This window comes from Paenibacillus sp. FSL L8-0494, from assembly GCF_038003695.1.
In the GTDB taxonomy this organism is placed as follows: Bacteria; Bacillota; Bacilli; order Paenibacillales; family Paenibacillaceae; genus Paenibacillus_AQ; species Paenibacillus_AQ odorifer.
This window is the reverse complement of sequence record NZ_JBBOPQ010000001.1, coordinates 5,497,105-5,517,661: the sequence shown is the minus strand read 5'-3', so window position 1 is coordinate 5,517,661 and position 20,557 is coordinate 5,497,105. Positions and strand designations below refer to the sequence as shown.

23 protein-coding genes and 1 other annotated feature are annotated in these 20,557 nt (G+C 45.2%); of the genes, 22 read left to right on the top strand and 1 reads right to left on the bottom strand.

The features are described from left to right. The first annotated feature begins 34 nt into the window (after nucleotides 1-34). From NYE35_RS25055 to NYE35_RS25045, 3 genes are all read left to right on the top strand, one after another. Complete coding sequence (locus tag NYE35_RS25055) at nucleotides 35-1,201, top strand: GGDEF domain-containing protein (RefSeq protein WP_341122194.1); 1,167 nt, start codon at nucleotides 35-37, stop codon at nucleotides 1,199-1,201. Between the two features lie 33 nt (nucleotides 1,202-1,234). Further along, on the top strand, nucleotides 1,235-2,392 hold the full coding sequence (locus tag NYE35_RS25050; protein WP_036685140.1) for a GGDEF domain-containing protein: 1,158 nt from the start codon (nucleotides 1,235-1,237) through the stop codon (nucleotides 2,390-2,392). Nucleotides 2,393-2,729: 337 nt separating this feature from the next. Continuing rightward, the gene (locus NYE35_RS25045) at nucleotides 2,730-3,917 is read left to right on the top strand and encodes a glycosyltransferase (protein WP_036685141.1); all 1,188 of its coding nucleotides are present in this window, start codon (nucleotides 2,730-2,732) and stop codon (nucleotides 3,915-3,917) included. 92 nt (nucleotides 3,918-4,009) lie between these two features. On the opposite strand, the gene NYE35_RS25040 is transcribed toward NYE35_RS25045, so the two are convergent. Beyond that, the gene (locus NYE35_RS25040; RefSeq protein ID WP_038573038.1) at nucleotides 4,010-4,996 is read right to left on the bottom strand and encodes a diaminopimelate dehydrogenase; all 987 of its coding nucleotides are present in this window, start codon (nucleotides 4,994-4,996) and stop codon (nucleotides 4,010-4,012) included. 216 nt (nucleotides 4,997-5,212) lie between these two features. On the opposite strand from NYE35_RS25040, the gene NYE35_RS25035 reads away from it, so the two are divergent. The 19 genes from NYE35_RS25035 (at nucleotide 5,213) to NYE35_RS24945 (ending at nucleotide 20,550) form a co-directional block, all read left to right on the top strand. Beyond that, a complete protein-coding gene (locus tag NYE35_RS25035) occupies nucleotides 5,213-6,451 on the top strand; it encodes an SPOR domain-containing protein (RefSeq protein WP_341122192.1) in 1,239 nt (412 codons plus the stop codon). Between the two features lie 199 nt (nucleotides 6,452-6,650). Beyond that, nucleotides 6,651-6,896: a DUF4321 domain-containing protein gene (locus NYE35_RS25030; protein WP_036685144.1), complete on the top strand. Its 246-nt coding sequence runs from the start codon at nucleotides 6,651-6,653 to the stop codon at nucleotides 6,894-6,896. 34 nt (nucleotides 6,897-6,930) lie between these two features. Then, nucleotides 6,931-7,527, top strand: coding sequence for a Maf family protein (locus NYE35_RS25025; RefSeq protein ID WP_036685146.1), 597 nt, complete (start codon nucleotides 6,931-6,933; stop codon nucleotides 7,525-7,527). A 25-nt stretch (nucleotides 7,528-7,552) separates the two neighbouring features. After that, on the top strand, nucleotides 7,553-8,242 hold the full coding sequence (gene radC, locus NYE35_RS25020) for a RadC family protein (protein WP_036685147.1): 690 nt from the start codon (nucleotides 7,553-7,555) through the stop codon (nucleotides 8,240-8,242). 38 nt (nucleotides 8,243-8,280) lie between these two features. Beyond that, nucleotides 8,281-9,315: a rod shape-determining protein gene (locus NYE35_RS25015; RefSeq protein ID WP_036685150.1), complete on the top strand. Its 1,035-nt coding sequence runs from the start codon at nucleotides 8,281-8,283 to the stop codon at nucleotides 9,313-9,315. A gap of 62 nt (nucleotides 9,316-9,377) precedes the next feature. Beyond that, entirely contained in the window at nucleotides 9,378-10,256 is an 879-nt protein-coding gene (gene mreC / locus NYE35_RS25010) for a rod shape-determining protein MreC (protein WP_076137772.1), read from the top strand. After that, nucleotides 10,256-10,786 carry a rod shape-determining protein MreD gene (mreD, locus tag NYE35_RS25005; protein ID WP_080742577.1) on the top strand — a complete coding sequence of 177 codons (531 nt, stop codon included), beginning with the start codon at nucleotides 10,256-10,258 and terminating at the stop codon, nucleotides 10,784-10,786. The genes mreC and mreD overlap by 1 nt, the downstream gene beginning before the upstream one ends. Nucleotides 10,787-10,865: 79 nt before the next feature. Further along, entirely contained in the window at nucleotides 10,866-11,525 is a 660-nt protein-coding gene (gene minC / locus NYE35_RS25000; protein WP_036685154.1) for a septum site-determining protein MinC, read from the top strand. Between the two features lie 5 nt (nucleotides 11,526-11,530). Further along, nucleotides 11,531-12,325: a septum site-determining protein MinD gene (minD, locus tag NYE35_RS24995; protein WP_036685156.1), complete on the top strand. Its 795-nt coding sequence runs from the start codon at nucleotides 11,531-11,533 to the stop codon at nucleotides 12,323-12,325. 202 nt (nucleotides 12,326-12,527) lie between these two features. Then, nucleotides 12,528-13,424: a M23 family metallopeptidase gene (locus tag NYE35_RS24990; RefSeq protein ID WP_341122190.1), complete on the top strand. Its 897-nt coding sequence runs from the start codon at nucleotides 12,528-12,530 to the stop codon at nucleotides 13,422-13,424. Continuing rightward, a complete protein-coding gene (locus tag NYE35_RS24985) occupies nucleotides 13,417-14,259 on the top strand; it encodes a M50 family metallopeptidase (protein ID WP_341122189.1) in 843 nt (280 codons plus the stop codon). The genes NYE35_RS24990 and NYE35_RS24985 overlap by 8 nt, the downstream gene beginning before the upstream one ends. A gap of 54 nt (nucleotides 14,260-14,313) precedes the next feature. Further along, nucleotides 14,314-15,555 (top strand): Rne/Rng family ribonuclease, encoded by a 1,242-nt coding sequence (locus NYE35_RS24980; RefSeq protein WP_038573035.1) that lies wholly within the window; start codon nucleotides 14,314-14,316, stop codon nucleotides 15,553-15,555. Continuing rightward, nucleotides 15,536-15,703, top strand: coding sequence for a hypothetical protein (locus tag NYE35_RS24975; RefSeq protein WP_155288184.1), 168 nt, complete (start codon nucleotides 15,536-15,538; stop codon nucleotides 15,701-15,703). The genes NYE35_RS24980 and NYE35_RS24975 overlap by 20 nt, the downstream gene beginning before the upstream one ends. Then, nucleotides 15,618-15,704: a sequence feature (ribosomal protein L21 leader region), on the top strand. It overlaps the preceding gene by 86 nt. A 14-nt stretch (nucleotides 15,705-15,718) precedes the next feature. Continuing rightward, entirely contained in the window at nucleotides 15,719-16,030 is a 312-nt protein-coding gene (rplU, locus tag NYE35_RS24970; protein ID WP_036685166.1) for a 50S ribosomal protein L21, read from the top strand. 12 nt (nucleotides 16,031-16,042) lie between these two features. Beyond that, entirely contained in the window at nucleotides 16,043-16,378 is a 336-nt protein-coding gene (locus NYE35_RS24965) for a ribosomal-processing cysteine protease Prp (RefSeq protein ID WP_036685168.1), read from the top strand. Nucleotides 16,379-16,395: 17 nt separating this feature from the next. Then, a complete protein-coding gene (gene rpmA, locus NYE35_RS24960) occupies nucleotides 16,396-16,707 on the top strand; it encodes a 50S ribosomal protein L27 (protein WP_036685171.1) in 312 nt (103 codons plus the stop codon). Between the two features lie 243 nt (nucleotides 16,708-16,950). Beyond that, the gene (locus NYE35_RS24955; protein ID WP_341122188.1) at nucleotides 16,951-17,691 is read left to right on the top strand and encodes a Spo0B domain-containing protein; all 741 of its coding nucleotides are present in this window, start codon (nucleotides 16,951-16,953) and stop codon (nucleotides 17,689-17,691) included. A 15-nt stretch (nucleotides 17,692-17,706) separates the two neighbouring features. Further along, on the top strand, nucleotides 17,707-19,017 hold the full coding sequence (obgE, locus tag NYE35_RS24950) for a GTPase ObgE (RefSeq protein ID WP_036685174.1): 1,311 nt from the start codon (nucleotides 17,707-17,709) through the stop codon (nucleotides 19,015-19,017). 210 nt (nucleotides 19,018-19,227) lie between these two features. Further along, nucleotides 19,228-20,550, top strand: coding sequence for an SPFH domain-containing protein (locus NYE35_RS24945; RefSeq protein ID WP_341122187.1), 1,323 nt, complete (start codon nucleotides 19,228-19,230; stop codon nucleotides 20,548-20,550). Nucleotides 20,551-20,557 lie beyond the last annotated feature (7 nt).

Sequence of the window (20,557 nt, the reverse complement as noted above, 5' to 3'; positions counted from 1 at the left end):
TAGAGGATCAATTTTTCCGTGTAGGTGGTGACTCATGGACTCCCAGCTTGATATCAAAACGTTAGTGTATTTATTTATTTTTGGAAACCTATTTATATTGGTGCTGATAACCAATTACCGGAGGAGCGCTCCGAAAGACAGGGCATCCACATTATTCATACGCTCTAAGGCGGTGCAGCTGCTCTTCTGGTGTTCATTATTATTATGGGGCCATATTCCCCGTGCGCTATCCATTCCACTTAGCAACGCTTTGATTCTTCTAGGCTGCTGTCTGGAGATTATTGCTTTACTGCTGATGATGGGCATTCTTGGGCAGCGGATAAAGTTGTATTACATAACGCTTTCCATACTTAGTTCGATTACTTTTAGTATTGTTGCCGTCTTCTTTCATCATTCCAGCTGGCGCATAGCCTGCACCTCACTATGGTCGATACTTTTTATTGTCTATCCAGCTTACCACCTCACGGTGAACCCCAAAGGCACCCCTCTTCAGAAGATACTCGGAATATTATTTTACGCTTTTGCAGGGATTATGCTGCTCCGCGCGATTGTTGCACTGATCTGGGAGCCAGAGATGAACGTGTTCACAACTAATCTTTCGCAGTATTTATATTACCTGGGGATGTATTTATTATTGATTGTGGGAGCCGCAGGCTTTATTCTACTTTCTAACGAGCATTCCTTTGTAAAACTGAAACGAATTGCTAGCTACGATGATCTGACTGGAATCCTTAACCGTGGAGCATTTCTTCAGGAAGCTGAGGTACGGCTTGAGAAGGCAGTTGCTGAGCAGGAGTACTTTTCGTTTATGCTGCTGGATTTGGATCATTTCAAAGAAATCAATGATACATACGGCCATGATACCGGTGATGTTGTTCTGGAAGAATTCGCATTGACGATTAAGGACAACCTCGAAAACAGCGATTTATTCGGCAGGCTTGGCGGCGAGGAATTTGCAGTTATACTTTGCGGGCTTGATGAAGCTAGCTGTGACCGGAAAGCTGAAGCGTTACGAGAGGCAGTAATGATGACGTCCACACAAAAACTCTCACAAGGATATACAGTTAGTATAGGTGTAATTACGATCATGCCGGATCAGGAGATCTGGATAAATAAGCTGTACAAGCTGAGCGATAAAGCGTTATACCAAGCCAAACAAGAAGGAAGAAACCGAGTGGTCAGATACAATTATATTTATTGAGCTTAGAGAATACAGGGGGTGAAATTCACTAACATGCATCTGGATCTCAAGACACTGCTGGTCTGCCTCTTTATGTGGCAATCATTCACGGTATTGCTTATTGTTGTCTATCGTTTGCGTTACGCGCAGGAACGGACTTCAACCTTGTTTGTCACGGCAAAATATTTGCAGCTGGCAGCTTTAATTCTCCTTTTGCTGAACGATTTCACAGACTCGCGACTTCCCATTCCAATCAGTATGCTGCTTGCTTTAGCTGGAGGTACGCTGGAAAGCTTAGCGCTTCTGATGCTTCTCAGGGTTTTTGGGAGCTGGGTTGAACGATATTATACGATCCTGTTCGGAGTGTCCATTGTCGTTGTAGTCCTACTGCATTTAATTATGCCAGATGAGCGGTTCGTTATGGCTGCAACTTGTCTATTTGGGATTATGATCATAGCTTTACCTGCTTACATATTAGCTGTGAAGATTAGAGAGACCTCTCTCCAGCAAACCATGGGATTGTTGTACGGTGTTGTAATTTTAACGCTGGTTGGCAAGGGACTTGAACCGTTTTATTCGATGTTAGGACTGAATGCACTGACCTCTCACTGGCTGCAGATATTTTTTTATCTGGGGATTTATTTGCTTATGTTTTTAGGAACTGCGGGAATCATGCTGCTATATAGAGAGGATTCCTTTACAGAATTGGAGCGGGTGGCCACTTATGATGTGCTGACAGGTATTTTGAATCGCAGATCCTTTGTTCAGCGTGTCCGACCTTTAATAGCTGCCTCAGCGATGAAGAAGCTGCCATATTCTTTTTTACTGCTGGATGTTGATCACTTTAAACGTATAAACGATACCTACGGCCACAATACCGGCGACCACGTTCTGAAGGATCTGGCTCATAAAATAAAACAGCAGCTTGGCAATGGCGATCTGTTCGGAAGATTCGGCGGTGAGGAGTTCACTGTGCTGCTGCATAGAGCCGATGAACAAAACAGTGATATGATTGCAGAGCGGATGCGCACAGCGGTTACAGGGGCGATCATTCATGGTGTACCTCTGCCTTACACAATAAGTATTGGAGTCATCACGGTGGATTCAGGTGAACGATACTCATTGAGCACTCTTTACAAACTTAGTGACATTGCATTGTATCAGGCTAAGAAAAAGGGCCGGAACTGTGTAGTTAGAAGCTACGACAACTAAAGTGTCTTCCTTTCGACATTATACGAGGGAGACGCTTTTTTTGTATGCAAAGAGGATTAGTACATAATACCTAACGATTACAACTTCTATTAATAGAGCAATTCATGATTATGTATGTCGTGAAAAAAGGGGGGTTAGTCTGTTTTTTAGAAAAAGCGGCGGTTTATAAGGGGAAATTGTAATAGAATTCTGAGGAACCAGAAAAAAACTTAAAAAAATTTAGACTTCCCCTATAAATCGACAAAACTTTTAAGTGAAATGAGTTACTATTGAACTGCATCTAAAGTTTCAGTTGGTAGATGGGGGTTTTTATTACAAAATACAAGGAGCCAGAGTCATGCGAGAAAGAATGCTGTTCCTATCAGCCCAGAATCAAAGCGCAGAGGATCTAGAAGGAGAAATGAGAACAGGGAGTATTCTCGAGATTTTGCTTGGAAAATTTGATATAGATTTGCTGACGTACGGAAGTGCCAACCAAACCGTGTCTATAAATGAGCGGACGGCACTTACGGTTCATAACATTAACGAAGATTATACGACCTGGAGGCCAATGTTGCGCCCCTTACATAAACTGCGGAATTTCTCAAATTTAAGTCATATAGATAAAGATATGAAAAACACTATTTTGGAGCTTTGCCGTTCCAATAATTATAAGCATGTATTTATATCGCATGTCCTACTGGGAAAATGTATTGATATGGTGAGGAACTTGCTTCCAGAAGCCAGTGTGATCACAGATACCTATAGTTTTGCAAACGGAAGCGGAGGATCTTCCGGAGAGACAGGGAAGTTAAGCAGGAAGAATCCTTATAATAAACTCAATGCTGCATGGGATCGTAGGAATAAACGGCGATTAATGAATAAAACGGGTCTGCTTTTAGCAACCTCGGAATGGGATGCACTAGCGTTCAAATCTCTATCATTTGCAGATGCCCGTAAGGTTCATGTTGTCCCCCATTTCATCAAGATGAATGAGTATGAGACTTTTGCAGAGCCTGTGACTAAAGAAAATTCAATTGTGCTGCACTGGAATATGAATATGAGACTGGGAATAGATGCAGCCCGAGTATTCTTTAAAAAAACCTATCCCATGATTAAGGAGCAAGTGCCAGATATCAAAAGTTATATTATCAGCTCAGAGGTTCACCCGGAGGTCATGACTTTGATTAAGGAAGATGAATCGGTCATAGTCACTGGACCAGTAAATTCCTCTACTGAATACATACGACGGTCTAAAGCTGTTCTGGTGCCTATCCTTGAAGGCTGCGAAGTTTCTAGAAATATACTGGAATCCTGGGCGCTTAAAACGCCGGTGGTTACTAGCTCTATCATGTGTGAGAAGCTGAATTGTGAGCATAACCGAAATATTTTGCTGGCTAATACCTCGGTTGAGGTTGTTGGAAGTGTATTGAATTTACTGAAAAATCCTGAGCTTGGCGCTATTATTGCGGATCGTGCGCATGAGACTTTATTAAAGAATTATGAAATGAATCATGTTAAGAGTAAGATTCTTAGTCTTGTATAGAAGGTTGTCTGACAAGATGCTTGCTGCTCTGGACAACAAATAACCCGCGAGGACCATTAAAAGTCCTACGCGGGTTATTTGTTGACAGGATTTTAGAGCAAGTTGCGGCGCAGTTCTTCTGGTGATTTCGGAGACAACATTCCAAGTGGAATATCGAATACAGTACGCGCTCCGCTTTGACCTTCTTGACTCATACGCTGAGCAGCTCTGGCATAAGCCACAAGCACACTAGCCGTAAATTCAGGATTGCTCTCCAGCTTCAGGCCGAATTCAACGATTTGTTTCGTGCCTTCTCCTGTTACACCACTGCGAATAACAAACCCGCCGTGCGGAATACCGCTATGCTGAGCTGCTAGTTCTTCTTCAGTGATGAAAGTAACCGTAGTATCATAATCTGCAAAATAGTTCGGCATATTCACGATTTCTTCGCGAATGCGCTCTTGATCTGCACCTGCCTCAGCTACTACAAAACACTCTCTAAGATGTTTTTCACGAGTAGTAAGTTCTGGTGTTTCACCCGCACGGATAGCCTCGATAACCTCTTGTACTGGAACCGTATATTGCACGCCACCTTTAACGCCTTCTACTCTGCGAATGGCATCGGAGTGACCTTGGCTGACGCCTTTACCCCAGAAAGTATATTCTTTACCTTGTGGAAGAATAGCTTCAGCTAGCAGACGGTTCATGGAGAACAGGCCTGGATCCCAGCCCGTAGAAATTACGCTGAGTGTTCCGCCTTGTTTAGCTGCGGCATCAACGGTCGCAAAGAACTCAGGGATTTTGGCGTGAGTGTCAAAGCTGTCCACGGTATTAAACATCCGGGCAATAGCTGGTGTCTGTTCTGGCAGGTCGGTAGCCGATCCTCCGCACAGAATCATAACATCCACTTTTCCCTTATATTGTTCGACGGCAGAGATATGCTCGAATTTCACACCGGTTTCACCGGCTTCCAGTTGTCCAGGCTCTCTGCGCGTAAAGATCGCAACCAGCTCGATATCTTCACTTTGGTTAATAGCCTTACGTACACCTTTTCCTAAATTACCGTAGCCCACAATTGCTGCTTGAATTTTTTGTTTCAGAAAAAGCCCTCCTAAACTGTAATGAACTAAAATCCTATTTCTAGCTTAACTAGTATAGTGCACACTTTTAGCTCTTTTTATATAGTATATAAAAGTTACATGTAATGTAAACTGAATCCGTATAACTTTCATTATTCATTTGGCTATAAAAATAGCATATCTCTCTATTGTCTATCATATATTTCCATATAGATTAGATGAGGTGAGGTGTTACTGTTGAATAACGGAAGAATGACATTCCGATTTGACGTGAATAAGGACGAGCCTAAGCCAAAACCGCAGGTAGTGGAGCGCTGGTCCAGTGGCGGACTGGGCACAGCTGAAGAATATGCAGAGGAGTTGCGCAAGGAGGTCGGTCCAGCACAGCAGCATACTTGGGTGCATGAACCTAATTTACGCTCTACGCGTGAGGCACCACCGGAGGATGCTTACGACTACTACTCAGGAACTGTAGATCCACGCCAGCAAGAATGGGACGAACAGGATAGAGATTTCAGAAATACGCAGCAATCGTATCTGCTTTCAGATTTGGTACTGGATGACAGAGATAAATCATCAGAGGTTTACACGGGAGGTTATGGGGGCTCATACCATACTCGTCGCCCATCGTATTGGTGGAAATTATCCCTGTCTGTGGTGGGGGCGATCGGCACGGGTCTACTATTAGGATATGCGGCACTTTCCTTTTTTTATGGAGGAAACATGGACAGTAGTTCAGGAACCGGGATAACAGATACGTTGGCTACTTCAGGGCAGACTTCCGGAGCTAATGATCCAGCAGGTGTAGGAACCTCGGGATTGCCGGTTACGGGCACAGCTGATACCGGCAAAAACACTATTCCTGTTCAAGTGGCTGCGCAAAGCTACTACCTGCTGCAGTATGGCGTATTCAGTACGCCGGCAGGCGCGGAACAAGCTAGACAAGAGCTGTTGGACGCTGGCTTGGCTGCGGGCTTGGACCCTGCTGACGGAAATCGTGTATATGCCGGAATGTCCTCTGACCGTGAACAAGCTAAGCTGCTCAGCAGTGGTCTGAAGAATCAAGGGATTGAGCTTTATGTAAGAGAGGTGGAGCTTCCCGGAGTGGAACGATTAGGATTTGCCGGAAATGCGGAGGCTGTGAATAGTTATTTTGCGGTGAGTGGACAGCTGCTAAGTGAACTAAGCAGTCAATCCGCTTCTTTACTCAGTGGCGGACAAACGGATGCGGCAGCTAATACCTCAGCTGTGAGTGATCTACATCTCCAATGGAGTGAAGCTGTTAAAGCTCTGGAGCAAGGCATAACGCCAGAAGCCAAAAGCATTTGCGCAGCGCTAGAGAAATCTATGAGCCAAGGAATTTCAGCACTGAGTGAATATAACAAGAACAAGGCGCAAGCCCTGCTTTGGGAAGTGCAGGAATCCATGCTGAGCTTCTTGACCAGCCAAAAACAGCTGCTGTCTGCTATGAATTGAATGCTTGGATTGCGGATTCAAAATAACAGCAAGTCTCCGGGGAATTGGGGGCTTGTTGTTTTTTTCGGAGAGGGGTATCGTTCCGCAACTTTTAGGGCAAAAGGTGGTAAACATTACCGTAGGGGATTTTACGTTTGTATTGATCACCGTTTCACCGTATAATAATTAGGGTGTCAAAAAATGGCGAGGGAAGACTGAGATGAAGAAGAAAAATGTAGGAACACTGCTGTTATTTCTAATTCTAGGCTGGCTGGCTGGAGCCTGGATCGCCAAGCTGCTGCAGCCCGTAAAGGCTCTGTCTTTTCTAACAACATCGACTGTGCTCAAATGGTCTCCGCGAGCCGATTTAGACATCATAACCTATGACATCACTATTCATTTGAAATTGTGCATGCTTAGTCTCGCCGGTATTATTACAGCTGTATGGCTGTACCGCAGACTGTAACTCTCGTTACTGAGCAAGAAGGGACGTTTACAACGTGGACAACTCACCACTCATTATTCTAGCCTCAGGTTCACCGCGTCGACGTGAGCTGTTATCCTTACTGGGTTTGCCCTTTGAGGTCATTACCAGCGAAGCTGATGAGAGCACACCGCCGGATTGGACGCCGGAGAGAATCGTGCGCAGTCTAGCTTTGCGAAAAGCAGAAGCCGTAGTAGCTGCAGCCGGAGAGCGTAACGCAGTCATTATAGGAAGCGACACAATTGTTGTATTAGATAATACTGTGCTAGGCAAACCGGTGGACAAGCTGGACAGCAAAGCGATGCTTACCAGACTTCAGGGCCGAACTCATAAGGTATACACGGGTGTAGCCTGCCTCGGACTCCCGAATGGGAAGACTATAGTGGAGCACCGTGTTACTTCCGTAACGATGAGGGCAATGACTGAAGAGGAAATTGCTGCTTATATAGCTACGGGGGAGCCTGCTGATAAGGCTGGCTCATATGCGATACAAGGGCTTGGGTCCATTTTGGTGGAACGAATTGAAGGCTGTTATTTCAATGTAGTCGGATTGCCTTTGTCGCTTCTTGGCGAAATGCTATCCGAGTTCGGCATAACTGTATTGAGCCGGTAGGAAGCCTGGGGAAAGAGGGATAGGGATGGAGTCGCAACCAATTATGCTGCGGGACCTCCCCCATGAAGAACGACCTAGAGAGCGCATGATGCATTATGGGGCGGAATCATTAAGTCAAGCGGAGTTGTTAGCCATTCTGCTGCGTACGGGAACACGCCGCGAGTCGGCTATTCATATTGCACAGCAGATGCTGGGGAAGATCGGTGGCCTGCGTGGGCTAGTTGACCTTAGCATCGAAGAACTGACCAAAATCAACGGTATCGGTCCTGCCAAGGCCGTACAACTAAAAGCAGGCATCGAACTGGGAAGGCGCCTTGCGAATTCCAGGTTCAATATGCCGGTCATTATCCGCTGTCCGGGGGACGCTGCAGAGATTCTGACTGAGCAATTGCGTTATTTGCAAAAGGAGCATTTTGTCTGTCTGTTTCTGAACACGAAGAATCATGTGATTGGACAAGAAACATTGTCCATGGGCAGCCTGAATGCTTCGATCGTTCATCCTCGTGAGGTATTCAGAGCAGCTATAAAATGCAGTAGCGCCTCTATTATATGCGCGCACAATCATCCTAGTGGTGATCCAACACCTAGTCCGGAAGATATTTCCCTAACCGCTAGATTGCTTCAGGCAGGTGAGATTATCGGAATAGATGTGCTGGACCATCTAATTATCGGAGATAGCAGTTTCGTAAGCTTGAAAGAAAAAGGACATATGTAATATAAATGTAGATTTACTTAGGAAAAGGAGAAATTAGCATGTTGGGTGGTTTCACAAAAGATTTAGGAATTGACTTGGGGACAGCGAATACGCTTGTCTACGTACGCGGTAAGGGCGTTGTTGTAAGAGAGCCTTCCGTTGTAGCGATTAACACTGATACTAAGACGATTGAAGCCGTGGGTGAATCCGCCAAAAAAATGATCGGTCGTACACCTGGGAATATCCGTGCGATCCGTCCGATGAAAGATGGCGTTATCGCTGATTTTGATACAACGGCTACGATGATTAAATATTTTATTCGTCAAGCACAGAAACAGCGTTCTATGTTCCAGCGTCACCCTAATGTAATGGTCTGCGTGCCATCTGGCATTACTGCTGTAGAACAACGTGCGGTAGAAGATGCTACCAAACAAGCTGGCGCTCGAGAAGCTTACATTATCGAAGAGCCTTTTGCTGCTGCTATCGGTGCGGATCTGCCAGTATGGGAGCCTACAGGTAGTATGGTTGTAGATATCGGTGGAGGTACAACTGAAGTTGCTGTAATCTCGCTCGGCGGTATTGTTACTAGCCGATCAGTGCGGGTTGCAGGTGATGAAGCGGATGAGTCCATCATTCAATACATCAAACGTCAATACAATCTGATGATCGGTGAACGTACTTCGGAGCAGCTCAAAATGGATGTTGGCTCGGCCCTTCCTCTTGAAAAGGCTGAAACCATGGAAATTCGCGGCCGTGATCTCGTAACAGGTCTGCCAAAAACACTTACAATTACTTCTGATGAAATCTGTGAAGCTTTGTCTGACACAGTGAATGCTATTATTGAAGCGGTTAAAGTAACATTGGAAAAATGTCCGCCAGAGCTTGCAGCAGATATTATGGATCGTGGAATTGTTTTGACAGGTGGGGGAGCCTTGCTTCGCAACTTGGATAAGCTGCTTGCACGTGAGACGGGAATGCCGGTTATTGTTGCTGAGAATCCACTGGACTGTGTAGCTATTGGAACCGGTAAGGCACTTGAGAACATTCATTTGTTCAAGAGCCGCAGCGGATCCAGTCTTCGTTCGAAGAGATAAGATGATGTTCTACCACTTGTGTAAGTCAACCCCTGTTATGGGAGAAATACTGTTGTTAGAGGGTGTTGAAACTGTTTAAACTCTTAAGCAATAAACGTCTGTTTATTCTGTTGATTACACTGGTGCTGTTCATTGTGGTAATGGGCTTCAGCTTGGCAACAAGGAAAAACTTGTCCTGGCCGGAGAACTTTCTCAGAGATTCGACTGGTTTCGTGCAAAAAATGTTCTACAAGCCCGCTGGATATGTAGCGGGCTTGTTTGAAGATATTGGAAATCTGAGTGATCTTGCTAAAGAAAATGAACAGCTTAAAATTATGGCTGCCCAGTATGCACGTGATAAAGCCCAGTATAATTTCGTCAAGGCACGGAATGACGAGTTGGAGAAAAATTGGAATTTCACTGAAGAACAGAAAAAATTGTATAAATATGAATATCGTATTGCACAGGTAATTAGCCAGACAACAGAGCCAAGCAATAGTACGATTGTTATCGATTTGGGCTCCAAAGATGGGGTTAGACCTAATATGTCCGTAATTTCAGTGGATGGTCTAGTTGGTGTTATCAGTAAGGTGAGCAATTTCACCTCCACAGTGAAGCTGATGACAATGATGGACACCAATGATCCTAATTCCCAGCCGCCTATTGCGGCAACTGCCTTAAATAAAGAGGGTAAATCCTTTGGGATGATTGAGAGTTATAATCCAGAGACGAACAGACTGCTGATGACTAAGATTCCTCCGGGTGATCCTATTGCAGCGAAGGATACTATTCTGTCTTCCGGTATTGGAGGATTGTATCCAAGGGGATTGACAATAGGCACAGTTGAAAGCGTCGATGTTGGTGAATTTGGATTAACCTCCACAGCAGTGATTAAGCCTTCAGCAGAATTTCAGGACTGGAAGCAGTTGATTGTTGTGTTTACGGAGGAGCGTGCTGAATAGTGAATATGCGCAGATCAGTTCTTGTTCTGTTACTGTTCCTCTTATTTATTGTGGAGGGAACCATTTTACCTTGGCTGATTCCAGATGTGTGGCAGATGCGAATCATTCCGAATCTGGTTTTTGTAGTGTTATTGTTCGTGACTATATATCATCATCGGCATACTGCACTTATATTGGGATTATGTTTTGGAATGCTGCATGATGTCGTTTTTTACGGCAGAATTCTTGGAGCACACTCTTTTGCGATGGGATTGTCGGCTTATTTAATCGGCCTTTTATTTCAGATTCCGCGTGCTCCGCTGCCCCTTATGATGACTGTGGTTCTGCTTGGAAGTCTACTTGAGGATAGTATACTATTTGGTATCTATAGTGTATTTAATCTTAATCAAGAACCTTATAGCTGGGCGATTTTGAATCACATGCTGCCGACGATGCTTTTCCATTTTGCCATCGGGCTACTCTTCTACATACCGGTTCGGCGCCAGCTAGAGCTAATCAAGAAAGAAACGAATAAGGAAGAAGCGGCTTAAAGAGCTTCTATTTTCTTTCTATACAAAGCAGGAATTTAAGGGGCCCGGCACGAATGAATGAGGATAGGGGGCCAGGCATATGACAGTAAAATCCAAGCATGTAAGGATTAAGGGCATCAAGGATGGCCTGATATTCCTGCTAGACGACAAATGTCCCTTTGAAGATCTTCTGAGCGAGCTTCGCTATAAACTGGAGCACAGCCATCAAAATATTTTAACTGGACCGATTGTACATGTGGACATAAAGCTGGGCAATCGTACCGTAACTGAGGAAGACAAGGAAGCTGTGCTGGAGATTCTTAAGGGACAGGGAAATCTGTTGATTCGATCTATAGAGGCGCTTCCAGCGCCCGGCAGTGAGGATAATGACGCATTGTTTTTGATGAGCGGAATTCTACGTTCCGGTCAGGTGCTGCACCATAACGGAAATCTTCTATATCTGGGGGATGTGAACCCTGGGGGGACCATAACCTGTTCAGGCGATATTTATATATTAGGTTCGCTAAGAGGGATGGCGCATGCTGGAGTTGACGGGAATGAGGAAGCAATTATAGCTGCTTCCTTAATGTCTCCAACGCAGCTGCGAATTGCCGATATTATTAGTCGTCCGCCCGATGAATGGGAAACCCGAGAAAGCAGTATGGAATTTGCATATTTAACAAACGGAGCTATGCAGATCGATAAGATTCATAATTTGGTCAAATTACGTCAGGATTTAAATGTGTTTAAAGGGGTGTAGCCTCCATGGGAGAAGCGATAGTCGTAACCTCGGGCAAAGGCGGAGTTGGCAAAACAACCACAACAGCCAACATTGGAACCGCACTTGCACTGCAGGGCAAAAAAGTATGTCTCGTCGATACCGACATTGGACTGCGTAATCTGGATGTAGTTATGGGGCTTGAGAATCGTATTATTTATGATCTTGTGGATGTAGCGGAAGGACGTTGCCGCCTTAATCAAGCGCTCGTTAAAGACAAGCGCTTTGATGAATTGTATATGCTGCCTGCAGCTCAAACAAAGGATAAAACGGCTGTCTCTCCTGAACAAGTAAGAGATATCATTCTTGAACTAAAGAAGGAATATGAGTATGTTCTGATCGATTGTCCGGCAGGAATCGAGCACGGCTTCCGCAATGCGATTGCCGGTGCGGATAAAGCGATTGTGGTTACCACACCAGAGCATGCCGCTGTGCGGGATGCCGATCGTATTATCGGACTATTAGAACAGTCGAGTGTGGAATCGCCGAAATTGGTGGTAAACCGTATTCGCCCAGGTCTTGTGAAGTCTGGGGATATGCTTGATATTGAGGATATATTACAGGTGCTGAACATTGATCTTATCGGAATTGTTCCGGATGATGAACTAGTCATTAAAGCCGCAAATAACGGAGAACCTACAGTTATGAATCCCGATTCGTCAGCAGCTATTGCCTATCGCAATATTGCACGCCGAATTTTAGGTGATGCTGTACCCCTGATGCAGCTTGACCGCAAACCGGGAGCATTTAAGAAACTTAAGAAATTTTTCGGTATGGCTTAATTTTTACTAAGCAATCCTATTATAAGAAGCATGCACGGGTCCCACGAGTAGAGAAATCTATGGTGGGGCTTATTTTTTTTGAATAAATATGAATGTATGGCATTTCCGGGATTTAAATGGTCTGTCTTGGAGGGGCTTGTTCTAAAGAGACTTCCGTGCTTCATAAAATGGAAGTAAAACAAGCCCGTCCGGAGGGATAAATATGGATCAGAAATCAGATATCAAGAATCGCCGCAAGGAGCGTATTCGTAGTTTATTGGAGGAACTCCCGGAAGTCTCAGCAGTCTCAGGAGTTTCGGAAGTCGAAGAACTAGAAATAGCGGAGACTCCCCCTTTATTTATTATGCCGGATAAGAGTACGAGCTTTAAGGAATGGGGAACAGGATTTAAGAATGCGGATCAATCCTCTGTAGAGCCCGATCCAGAGGTGATGTGGAAAAAGAGTCGTGGAGGCTGGGAGGATGATGGCGGTGGAGGCTCAAATTTTACTGCCGGTTTTATTCGGCGCTTTGTTGCTAGTGTTCTTGTGTTTGGAGCAGTGTGGGGGATTTTTGCGGTACATCAGCCATGGTCGTATAAGATGCAAGCTTTTATTAGTGATGCGTTAAGCAATGACATGGATTTCACGGCTGTGAGAGTTTGGTATGAGGAGAACTTTAACGGAGCTCCAGCGTTCATTCCGATGTTTGGAGATAAAGATGAGCCTGCTCAAAAAGTGGCCGCTCATCATCAACTCACTGCGCCGATTGCTGGGAGCATTGTCCAGCCTTTTGCTTCTACGCTAAAAGGGGTGGAAATTATGCCTCAAATCGATTCAACCTTAAATGTGACGGTGAAAAGTATAGACATGGGACGTATTCTCTCCATCTCTAAAGAGCTGGAAGGGGGCATTCGAATTGCTGTTCAGCATTCAGGCGGTGTCACCGCAGAATACGGACATTTGAGCGGCACCAAGCTGGAGGTTGATGACTGGGTGCAGAGCGGGGATTCACTCGGTTGGATGATGGAGAAGGACGTATCCTCAGCTTCCACACTGTTTTTCGCAGTGATGAAAAACAAGACTTATATTGATCCTACAGAAGTGGTATCGTTTGATTAGGATCTTTGGTATCGAACTGTCACTACATCCACTGTTCGTGATCATTATGTTATTCTCCGTGATCACGGGACAATTTCTAGAGCTGCTCACCTTATTTACGATTGTCTTCATTCATGAAATGGGACATGTCGTTGCGGCTCTTTTGGCTGGTGTTACAGTTAAGTCGGTTCAGCTTCTTCCGTTTGGCGGAGTGGCTGTTATTGAAGATCATGGGCGGCTTACAGCCAGTCGTGAGATCGGAATTGCCCTTGCCGGTCCACTGCAAAATGGAATTATGATCGTAATTGCTTTGGGACTTCAACAAGCCGGTTATGGCAATCAGGAATTTCTGACCTATTTTATTCATGCCAATGCCATGATTGGACTTTTTAATCTAGTGCCAGTGCTGCCGCTTGACGGAGGTAAAGTGCTTCAGGCCACTATTAGTTTAGTGCTTTCTTATTACTACACTTTGTTATGGACTGGACGGGTGAGTGTAGCCGCAAGTGTCCTTGTGATTATATATGCGCTGCTGCCTCTTGGAGCGGGTGGAGGCCTTAGGCTGAATATGGTCATGATCGGAGCTTTTTTGCTGTATTCGAATTTTACCGACCATCGTAATTTACCGTACCGGTTTGTTGCTTTTTTGATGAATCGGGAGGCTGTTTATGAGTATCATTTGCGAACAGGAAGCGTAGCTCGTCCAATAGTTGCATTATCTGCGAAACCTTTAGATGATATATTGCGTCTATTTAAACGTAATCAATATCATTTTATCTATGTGTTAAACGGTAAAGGAAATGTTGTTGCTGTTGTGCCGGAACAGCGCTTAATATCAACCTACTTCGGAATATAGTGTATTTATGCAGAGAATGTGAAGGAATGAACGAACGAAACCAGAGGTGAAGCCATGAAACAGATGATCGTTCACTGCACGCAGCACATTACCCGAATGGCTCTTCTGGAAAACGGAAGGCTGGTGGAGTACGCGGCTGAACGCGATCAGCAGCAAGGGTTGGTCGGCAGTTATTACAAAGGCCGTGTGATTAACGTACTTCCAGGTATGCAGGCTGCTTTTGTTGATATCGGACAGAAGAAGAATGCTTTTTTATATGTTGATGATGTATTGCACCCTAATTTGGATAAACAGCCTGATGTGAAGCCCTCTATCGAGACGCTTTTGCAGCCGGGACAGGATATTGTTGTTCAAGTGCGGAAAGAGCCAAGCGGCGGAAAAGGCGCGCGTGTAACGACTCATTATACGTTGCCCGGGCGCTGGATGGTGTACATGCCCTTTGCAGAATACGTCGGTGTCTCCAAAAAAATAAGCCGGGAAGCAGAGCGCAGCCGTCTCAAAGGAATCGGAGAACGTCTGCGAATGAAAGAAGAAGGGCTTATCATGCGGACGGTTTCTCAGGACGAGCCACATGAAGCTGTGGAGGGCGATCTTTCTTTTCTGCGTGCCCAATGGGAGAATATTACACGTAAAGCACAGACGGTAGAGGCTCCCGCTTTACTACATCGTGATCTTAGTATTGTCCAACGCTTTATAAGAGATGCCTTTAATCCGCAACGGGATCAGTTGATTATTGATTCATCTGCCGCAGCTAGAGAAGCAACAGCCTTTCTGGACGACATGGCTCCTGAAGGGTACAAGCCAGTCTGTCTTTATAATGGAGCGGAGTCTATTTTCGCTGCTTATGGTATTCAGGATCAATTGCTTAAGAGCTTCAGCCGCAAAATCACGCTGGAGGGCGGAGCAACAATGATCTGGGATGAGACAGAGGCGTTAACCGTAATTGATGTCAACACCGCTCAATACATTGGCGGAGCATCGCTTGAAGAAACGGTTACCAATACGAATTTGCTCGCAGCTGAGGAGATCGGTCGTTTGATCCGGTTACGCGATACTGGTGGAATCATTATTGTCGATTTTATTGATATGGAACAAGAGCTTCACCGCAAGATGGTCACAGAGCGATTAGAGAAAGTGATCTGCAAGGATCGCACCAAAACACATATTTTGGGGTGGACAAGACTCGGGCTGCTCGAGATGACCAGAAAGAAGGCAAGGCATGATTCAGCCAGCTTTGCGCCTGTGATTTGCCAGTGCTGCGGGGGAACCGGAAAAGTTGGAGAATGGCTGGAATGAGTTGACGATAAGTCATAAGTATGATACTATCTTCAAGTATGTGTTTGATGCAGTTGATCCTGCACATGCTGTAACCGCTCCGATCGGGTACATAAGTGCAGTTCCTACGGGAATTCTGCCACCTAGACTAGGCGAGTCTGAGACATGAGGAGGTGCAAGTAAAATGTATGCAATTATCGAAACTGGTGGTAAACAATACAAAGTCCAAGAGGGCGACGTTTTGTTCATTGAAAAGTTGGAAGCTGAAGACGGCGCAAGTGTAACTTTTGACCGTGTATTGGCTGTTTCTAACGATGGTGGTCTGACTGCAGGAACTCCGCTAGTAAGCGGCGCGTCTGTAACAGCTAAAGTCGAGAAACATGGTAAAGGCGCTAAGGTTGTAGTTTACAAATACAAACCTAAGAAGAACTACCACAAGAAACAAGGTCATCGTCAACCGTACACGAAAGTAACTATCGAGAAGATTCAAGCGTAAGAAGGTGCGTTAATGATTAGCGTGCGGATTACACGATTATCGGATCTAGGAACTATCGTTGGCTTTGAGGTTAAGGGGCATGCGGGTTATGCGAAGCGTGGCGAAGATATCGTATGTGCCGGGGTATCCGCTGTAACAGTTGGAACCGTCAATTCGATTGAGACCTTGACCGGAATCTCCATGGACACGTCCATGAAGAACGGATTCTTAAGTGGAACATTAAGTTCTGTTGAAGATTTTGATACTTCCGCGAAGGTACAATTGCTGCTCGAATCCATGGTCGTGATGCTGAATGATATCGCAGAATCATACGGGAAGTATATTCAAATACAGCAAGTAAATATTTAAAGAAGGAGGTTGACAACATGTTGAAATTGAATCTTCAATTGTTCGCATCGAAAAAAGGTGTAGGTTCCACAAAAAACGGACGGGATTCCCATTCCAAACGTCTTGGCGTGAAACGTGCTGACGGTCAAGCAGTAACCGGCGGTAACATCTTGGTTCGTCAACGCGGAACAAAAATTCACCCAGGAACTAACGTAGGCATCGGTAAAGATGATACTTTGTTCGCAATGGTGGATGGCGTAGTGAAGTTCGAACGTTGGGGCCGCGATCGCAAAAAAGTGAGCGTGTACCCAGTTGATGTCGCTCCGGTAGCAGCGGCACTGGAAGCGTAAGCTTACGGACCATATGAGCAAGTAGAAGCCTCCGGCATGAGTGCCGGAGGCTTTTTTGTAGAATATTCATAATTATTTGTGTTGCAAAGTTGGAATGGTTAGATAGATGTGAAAATCTCGTTATTATCTCTGGTGAACTACAGTGAACGCGTGTGTTATACTAGGAAATGGTAAATGATACTAACAAAACAAATAATCTAAACGAAGTCATGAATTTTGCGAACTGAGGGACGGGGAGAAAGAATGAAATCCTGGAAAAGTGCAATCTGGGCAGTCATGTTATCCGTAATGCTTCCTTTAGGTCTTTTGTATTGGCATACTTCTCTTCTGACGTGTCTATTACTCGGAATCTGGGTAGTGGCAATCGTTGCTTTCAGTTTTATCTGGAGCCAGCGTCATTATGAACGGGAGCTGCGTATACAAGAGAACACTCTGCAACAGGCGGCGATTCGGACACTGAATCATCATCGACATGATTGGATGAACGATTTGCAGATTCTATACGGATATATTCAGCTTGGAAAGCCTAATAAATCCGTGGAGTGTGTGGAAAGAATAAAGGAACGCATAGCACTTGATAGTCATATCGCTAAGTTGGGCATTCCTTCATTGGTTTTCTATATCCAATCCTTCCGAACTAACAGGTCTAGTCTGGAATTGGAAGTTCAGGTGGAGGAAGGGTTGCAGCTAGAGGACAAGCTAAATCCAGAAGCAGGAGATGAGCTGACTTCAGTGATTATGCAGACCATACGGGCTTATCAGTACAACGGGCTGGCTCCTCAGGGGGAGACGCGCAAGCTGCGCCTTGGCTTTTTTCAGGATGGAGGAGACATTCTTATCTCCTTCGAAGGCGAGGGGGAGCATGGCAATCCCGAGCTGCTCAAAGGGCAAATTTATAATATAGTACAAGGAAAAATCATGAAAGCAGAGCAGTTTAAGCCTAGCAGGGCTTATGTAGAGCTGCGATTACCGCTTGAAATGTGAGGAAGGTGAACATTTATGTTCGTAGATAAAGCTAAGATTTATGTTAAAGGCGGTGACGGCGGGGATGGTCTCGTTGCGTTTCGCCGGGAGAAATATGTACCTGAGGGTGGTCCTGCCGGTGGTGACGGAGGCCGTGGAGGCGACGTTATTTTCCGTGTAGATGAGGGACTGCGCACGTTGATGGATTTCCGTTATCAGCGCCACTTCAAAGCTGACAAAGGGATTAAAGGACGGAACAAAAGCCAACATGGAGCGAATGCGGATCATATGATCGTTCGTATTCCGCCAGGAACCATTCTGATTGACGATGATACGCAAGAGATCATTGCCGATATGACGCGTCATGGACAACAGGTTGTAGTTGCACGTGGAGGCCGTGGAGGCCGGGGTAACACCCGTTTTGCCACAGCTAATAATACTGCACCAGAGCTTGCGGAGAACGGTGAAGAAGGCCAAGAGCGTTATGTTGTTATGGAACTTAAGGTAATGGCTGATGTAGGGCTTGTAGGCTTCCCGAGTGTGGGTAAATCTACGTTGCTGTCGGTTGTGTCCGCAGCTCAGCCCAAAATCGGAGCTTACCATTTCACAACAATTACACCGAATTTAGGGGTAGTGGATGTTGGGGATGGCCGAAGCTTTGTGATGGCGGATCTGCCAGGATTAATCGAGGGAGCTAGTGAAGGCATAGGTCTGGGTCACGAATTCCTGCGTCACGTTGAACGTACGCGTATCATCATTCATGTAGTTGATATGTCTGGCTCTGAGGGTCGTGATCCCTTCGAGGATTGGGTTCTAATTAATGATGAGCTGAAGCAGTACAATGCTAGTCTAATCGATCGTCCGCAGATTGTGGCGGCGAATAAGATGGATATGCCTGAATCAGAAGAGAATCTTATTTCTTTCCGTGAACGCGTAGCTGAGGTGCGGCCGGATTTAGAAATCATGCCAATTTCATCCCTTACCCGTCAGGGTGTTCAGGAGCTCTTATATCGTGCAACGGATATTCTCGACAGTATTCCGGTTGCTCCGGTGGTTGAGGAAGTTGCTGAAACTACTGAACGTAAGGTGTATAAGCTGGAAGCAGAAGAGGATAATTCGTTTACTATTACACGTGATAACGAGGCATTTGTGGTCACAAGCCCACGTATCGAACGTATGCTGAAGCGCATGCAGCTTAGCACACATGATGCGATTCTCAAGCTGGCACGGACTTTGCGTCATATGGGTGTAGATGCAGAGCTTCGTAAACGCGGTGCTGTAGAAGGAACAATTGTCCGTATCGCTGATTTCGAATTCGAATTCGTTGAGAACAGCAGCTACTATTAATATTTAGCTGACTATGAAGCGCCAACTATGGTTTTCCTGTAAAGGGATGGCATAGTTGGCGCTTTTTTTGTGAGGAGATCAGTAATTTTTTTCAATAAAAGAACCCAAAACACGATATATATCGTATACAATAAATATCGAAATACACTAATTCCCATTTGGGAGCATACACGTTATTTATATATAAGATAATGAAAGAAGGAATAGCAGATGGCAATTATAGAAGTGGTGAAGTATGACGGTCCTCCAGGTATATTTGCATGGAAATATCCTAACCAGGAGCTGGGAACATGGACACAACTAATCGTTAATGAATCCCAGGAAGCGATTCTATTCAAGGGCGGACAAGCGCTTGATTCCTTTACAGCTGGGCGGCACACTCTAAATACCGCTAATATACCTATTTTATCCAATATCGTTAATCTTCCTTTTGGTGGAAAATCACCATTTACGGCTGAAGTATGGTATGTGAATAAGACGAATTCGATGAATGTCAAATGGGGAACAAGCTCGCCTTTACAGCTTCAGGATCCTAAATACAAAATCATGATTTCTGTTCGCTCTTTTGGGCAGTTTGGTGTAAAAATCGATGATCCGCGAAAATTCTTGCTGAAGCTCGTAGGGACACTCCCGCAGTTTGATCATGAAACGCTTATCAGTTATTTCCGCGGACTGCTGATGTCGAATATAAATGAACTTATTTCTTCTTACCTTGTGCACAAGCAAATCAGCATACTGGAGATTAATGCTTATGTTGCAGAGATCTCCAAACATATTCAGGGCCGACTAGCCTCGGCTTTCTTGGATAATGGCATTGAGCTGAATAATTTCTATATTGATTCGATCAATATTCCAGAGGATGATCCGGCAACGATTCGTTTGAAGGAAGCTTTGGCTAAAAAAGCAGAAATGGATATCATCGGATTCACCTATCAGCAGGAGCGTGGTTTTGACACGATGGAAGAAGCGGCAGGTAATCCCGGCAATCTTGGAGTGGGCATGATGAACACCGGGATGGGGCTTGGACTTGGAATGGGATTTGCTGGACCGGCTATGGATATGGTGAACCGTATGACTAGAGGGATGAATTTGGATTCAGGGACTACAGTTATACGTCAAGAGCAGCGTTCCTGCTCTAAGTGTGGAGTTATGAATCCAGTAGAGGGACGGTTCTGCAGCGGTTGTGGGCAGGCGCTTGGAGGCAACCCGCAAGGTTCTCCGTCTGCGAACAAGATCAAATGTTTTGAATGTGGGCATGAACTAAATGCGGGAGCTAAGTTCTGTCCAGGTTGCGGAAATCCTTATCGTGCTTGCCCATCCTGTAAAGCAGATAATCCTGAGGGAGCGGCTTCTTGTGTCTCCTGTGGAAAAGAAATGCCTAAAGCTTGCGGTAAATGTGGGACTATGGTAGCGCCAGGGGTGAAATTCTGTCCTCATTGTGGAGACAGCATGGTGATTAAATGCAGCGGCTGTGGACATGAGCTGAAAGCTGGACAAAAATTCTGTGCAGAGTGCGGAACAAAAGCAGGCTAAGGAGGAC

Bases quoted from the DNA above. Each gene is read 5' to 3' on its own strand.
- NYE35_RS24980 (WP_038573035.1), top strand. From the start codon at position 14,314: ATGAAACAGATGATCGTTCACTGCACGCAGCACATTACCCGAATGGCT.
- NYE35_RS24990 (WP_341122190.1), top strand. From the start codon at position 12,528: ATGGATCAGAAATCAGATATCAAGAATCGCCGCAAGGAGCGTATTCGT.
- minD (WP_036685156.1), top strand. From the start codon at position 11,531: ATGGGAGAAGCGATAGTCGTAACCTCGGGCAAAGGCGGAGTTGGCAAA.
- NYE35_RS24965 (WP_036685168.1), top strand. From the start codon at position 16,043: ATGATTAGCGTGCGGATTACACGATTATCGGATCTAGGAACTATCGTT.
- rpmA (WP_036685171.1), top strand. From the start codon at position 16,396: ATGTTGAAATTGAATCTTCAATTGTTCGCATCGAAAAAAGGTGTAGGT.
- NYE35_RS25045 (WP_036685141.1), top strand. From the start codon at position 2,730: ATGCGAGAAAGAATGCTGTTCCTATCAGCCCAGAATCAAAGCGCAGAG.
- NYE35_RS25015 (WP_036685150.1), top strand. From the start codon at position 8,281: ATGTTGGGTGGTTTCACAAAAGATTTAGGAATTGACTTGGGGACAGCG.
- rplU (WP_036685166.1), top strand. From the start codon at position 15,719: ATGTATGCAATTATCGAAACTGGTGGTAAACAATACAAAGTCCAAGAG.
- radC (WP_036685147.1), top strand. From the start codon at position 7,553: ATGGAGTCGCAACCAATTATGCTGCGGGACCTCCCCCATGAAGAACGA.
- obgE (WP_036685174.1), top strand. From the start codon at position 17,707: ATGTTCGTAGATAAAGCTAAGATTTATGTTAAAGGCGGTGACGGCGGG.
- NYE35_RS25055 (WP_341122194.1), top strand. From the start codon at position 35: ATGGACTCCCAGCTTGATATCAAAACGTTAGTGTATTTATTTATTTTT.
- NYE35_RS25050 (WP_036685140.1), top strand. From the start codon at position 1,235: ATGCATCTGGATCTCAAGACACTGCTGGTCTGCCTCTTTATGTGGCAA.
- NYE35_RS24955 (WP_341122188.1), top strand. From the start codon at position 16,951: ATGAAATCCTGGAAAAGTGCAATCTGGGCAGTCATGTTATCCGTAATG.
- NYE35_RS25030 (WP_036685144.1), top strand. From the start codon at position 6,651: ATGAAGAAGAAAAATGTAGGAACACTGCTGTTATTTCTAATTCTAGGC.
- NYE35_RS24945 (WP_341122187.1), top strand. From the start codon at position 19,228: ATGGCAATTATAGAAGTGGTGAAGTATGACGGTCCTCCAGGTATATTT.
- minC (WP_036685154.1), top strand. From the start codon at position 10,866: ATGACAGTAAAATCCAAGCATGTAAGGATTAAGGGCATCAAGGATGGC.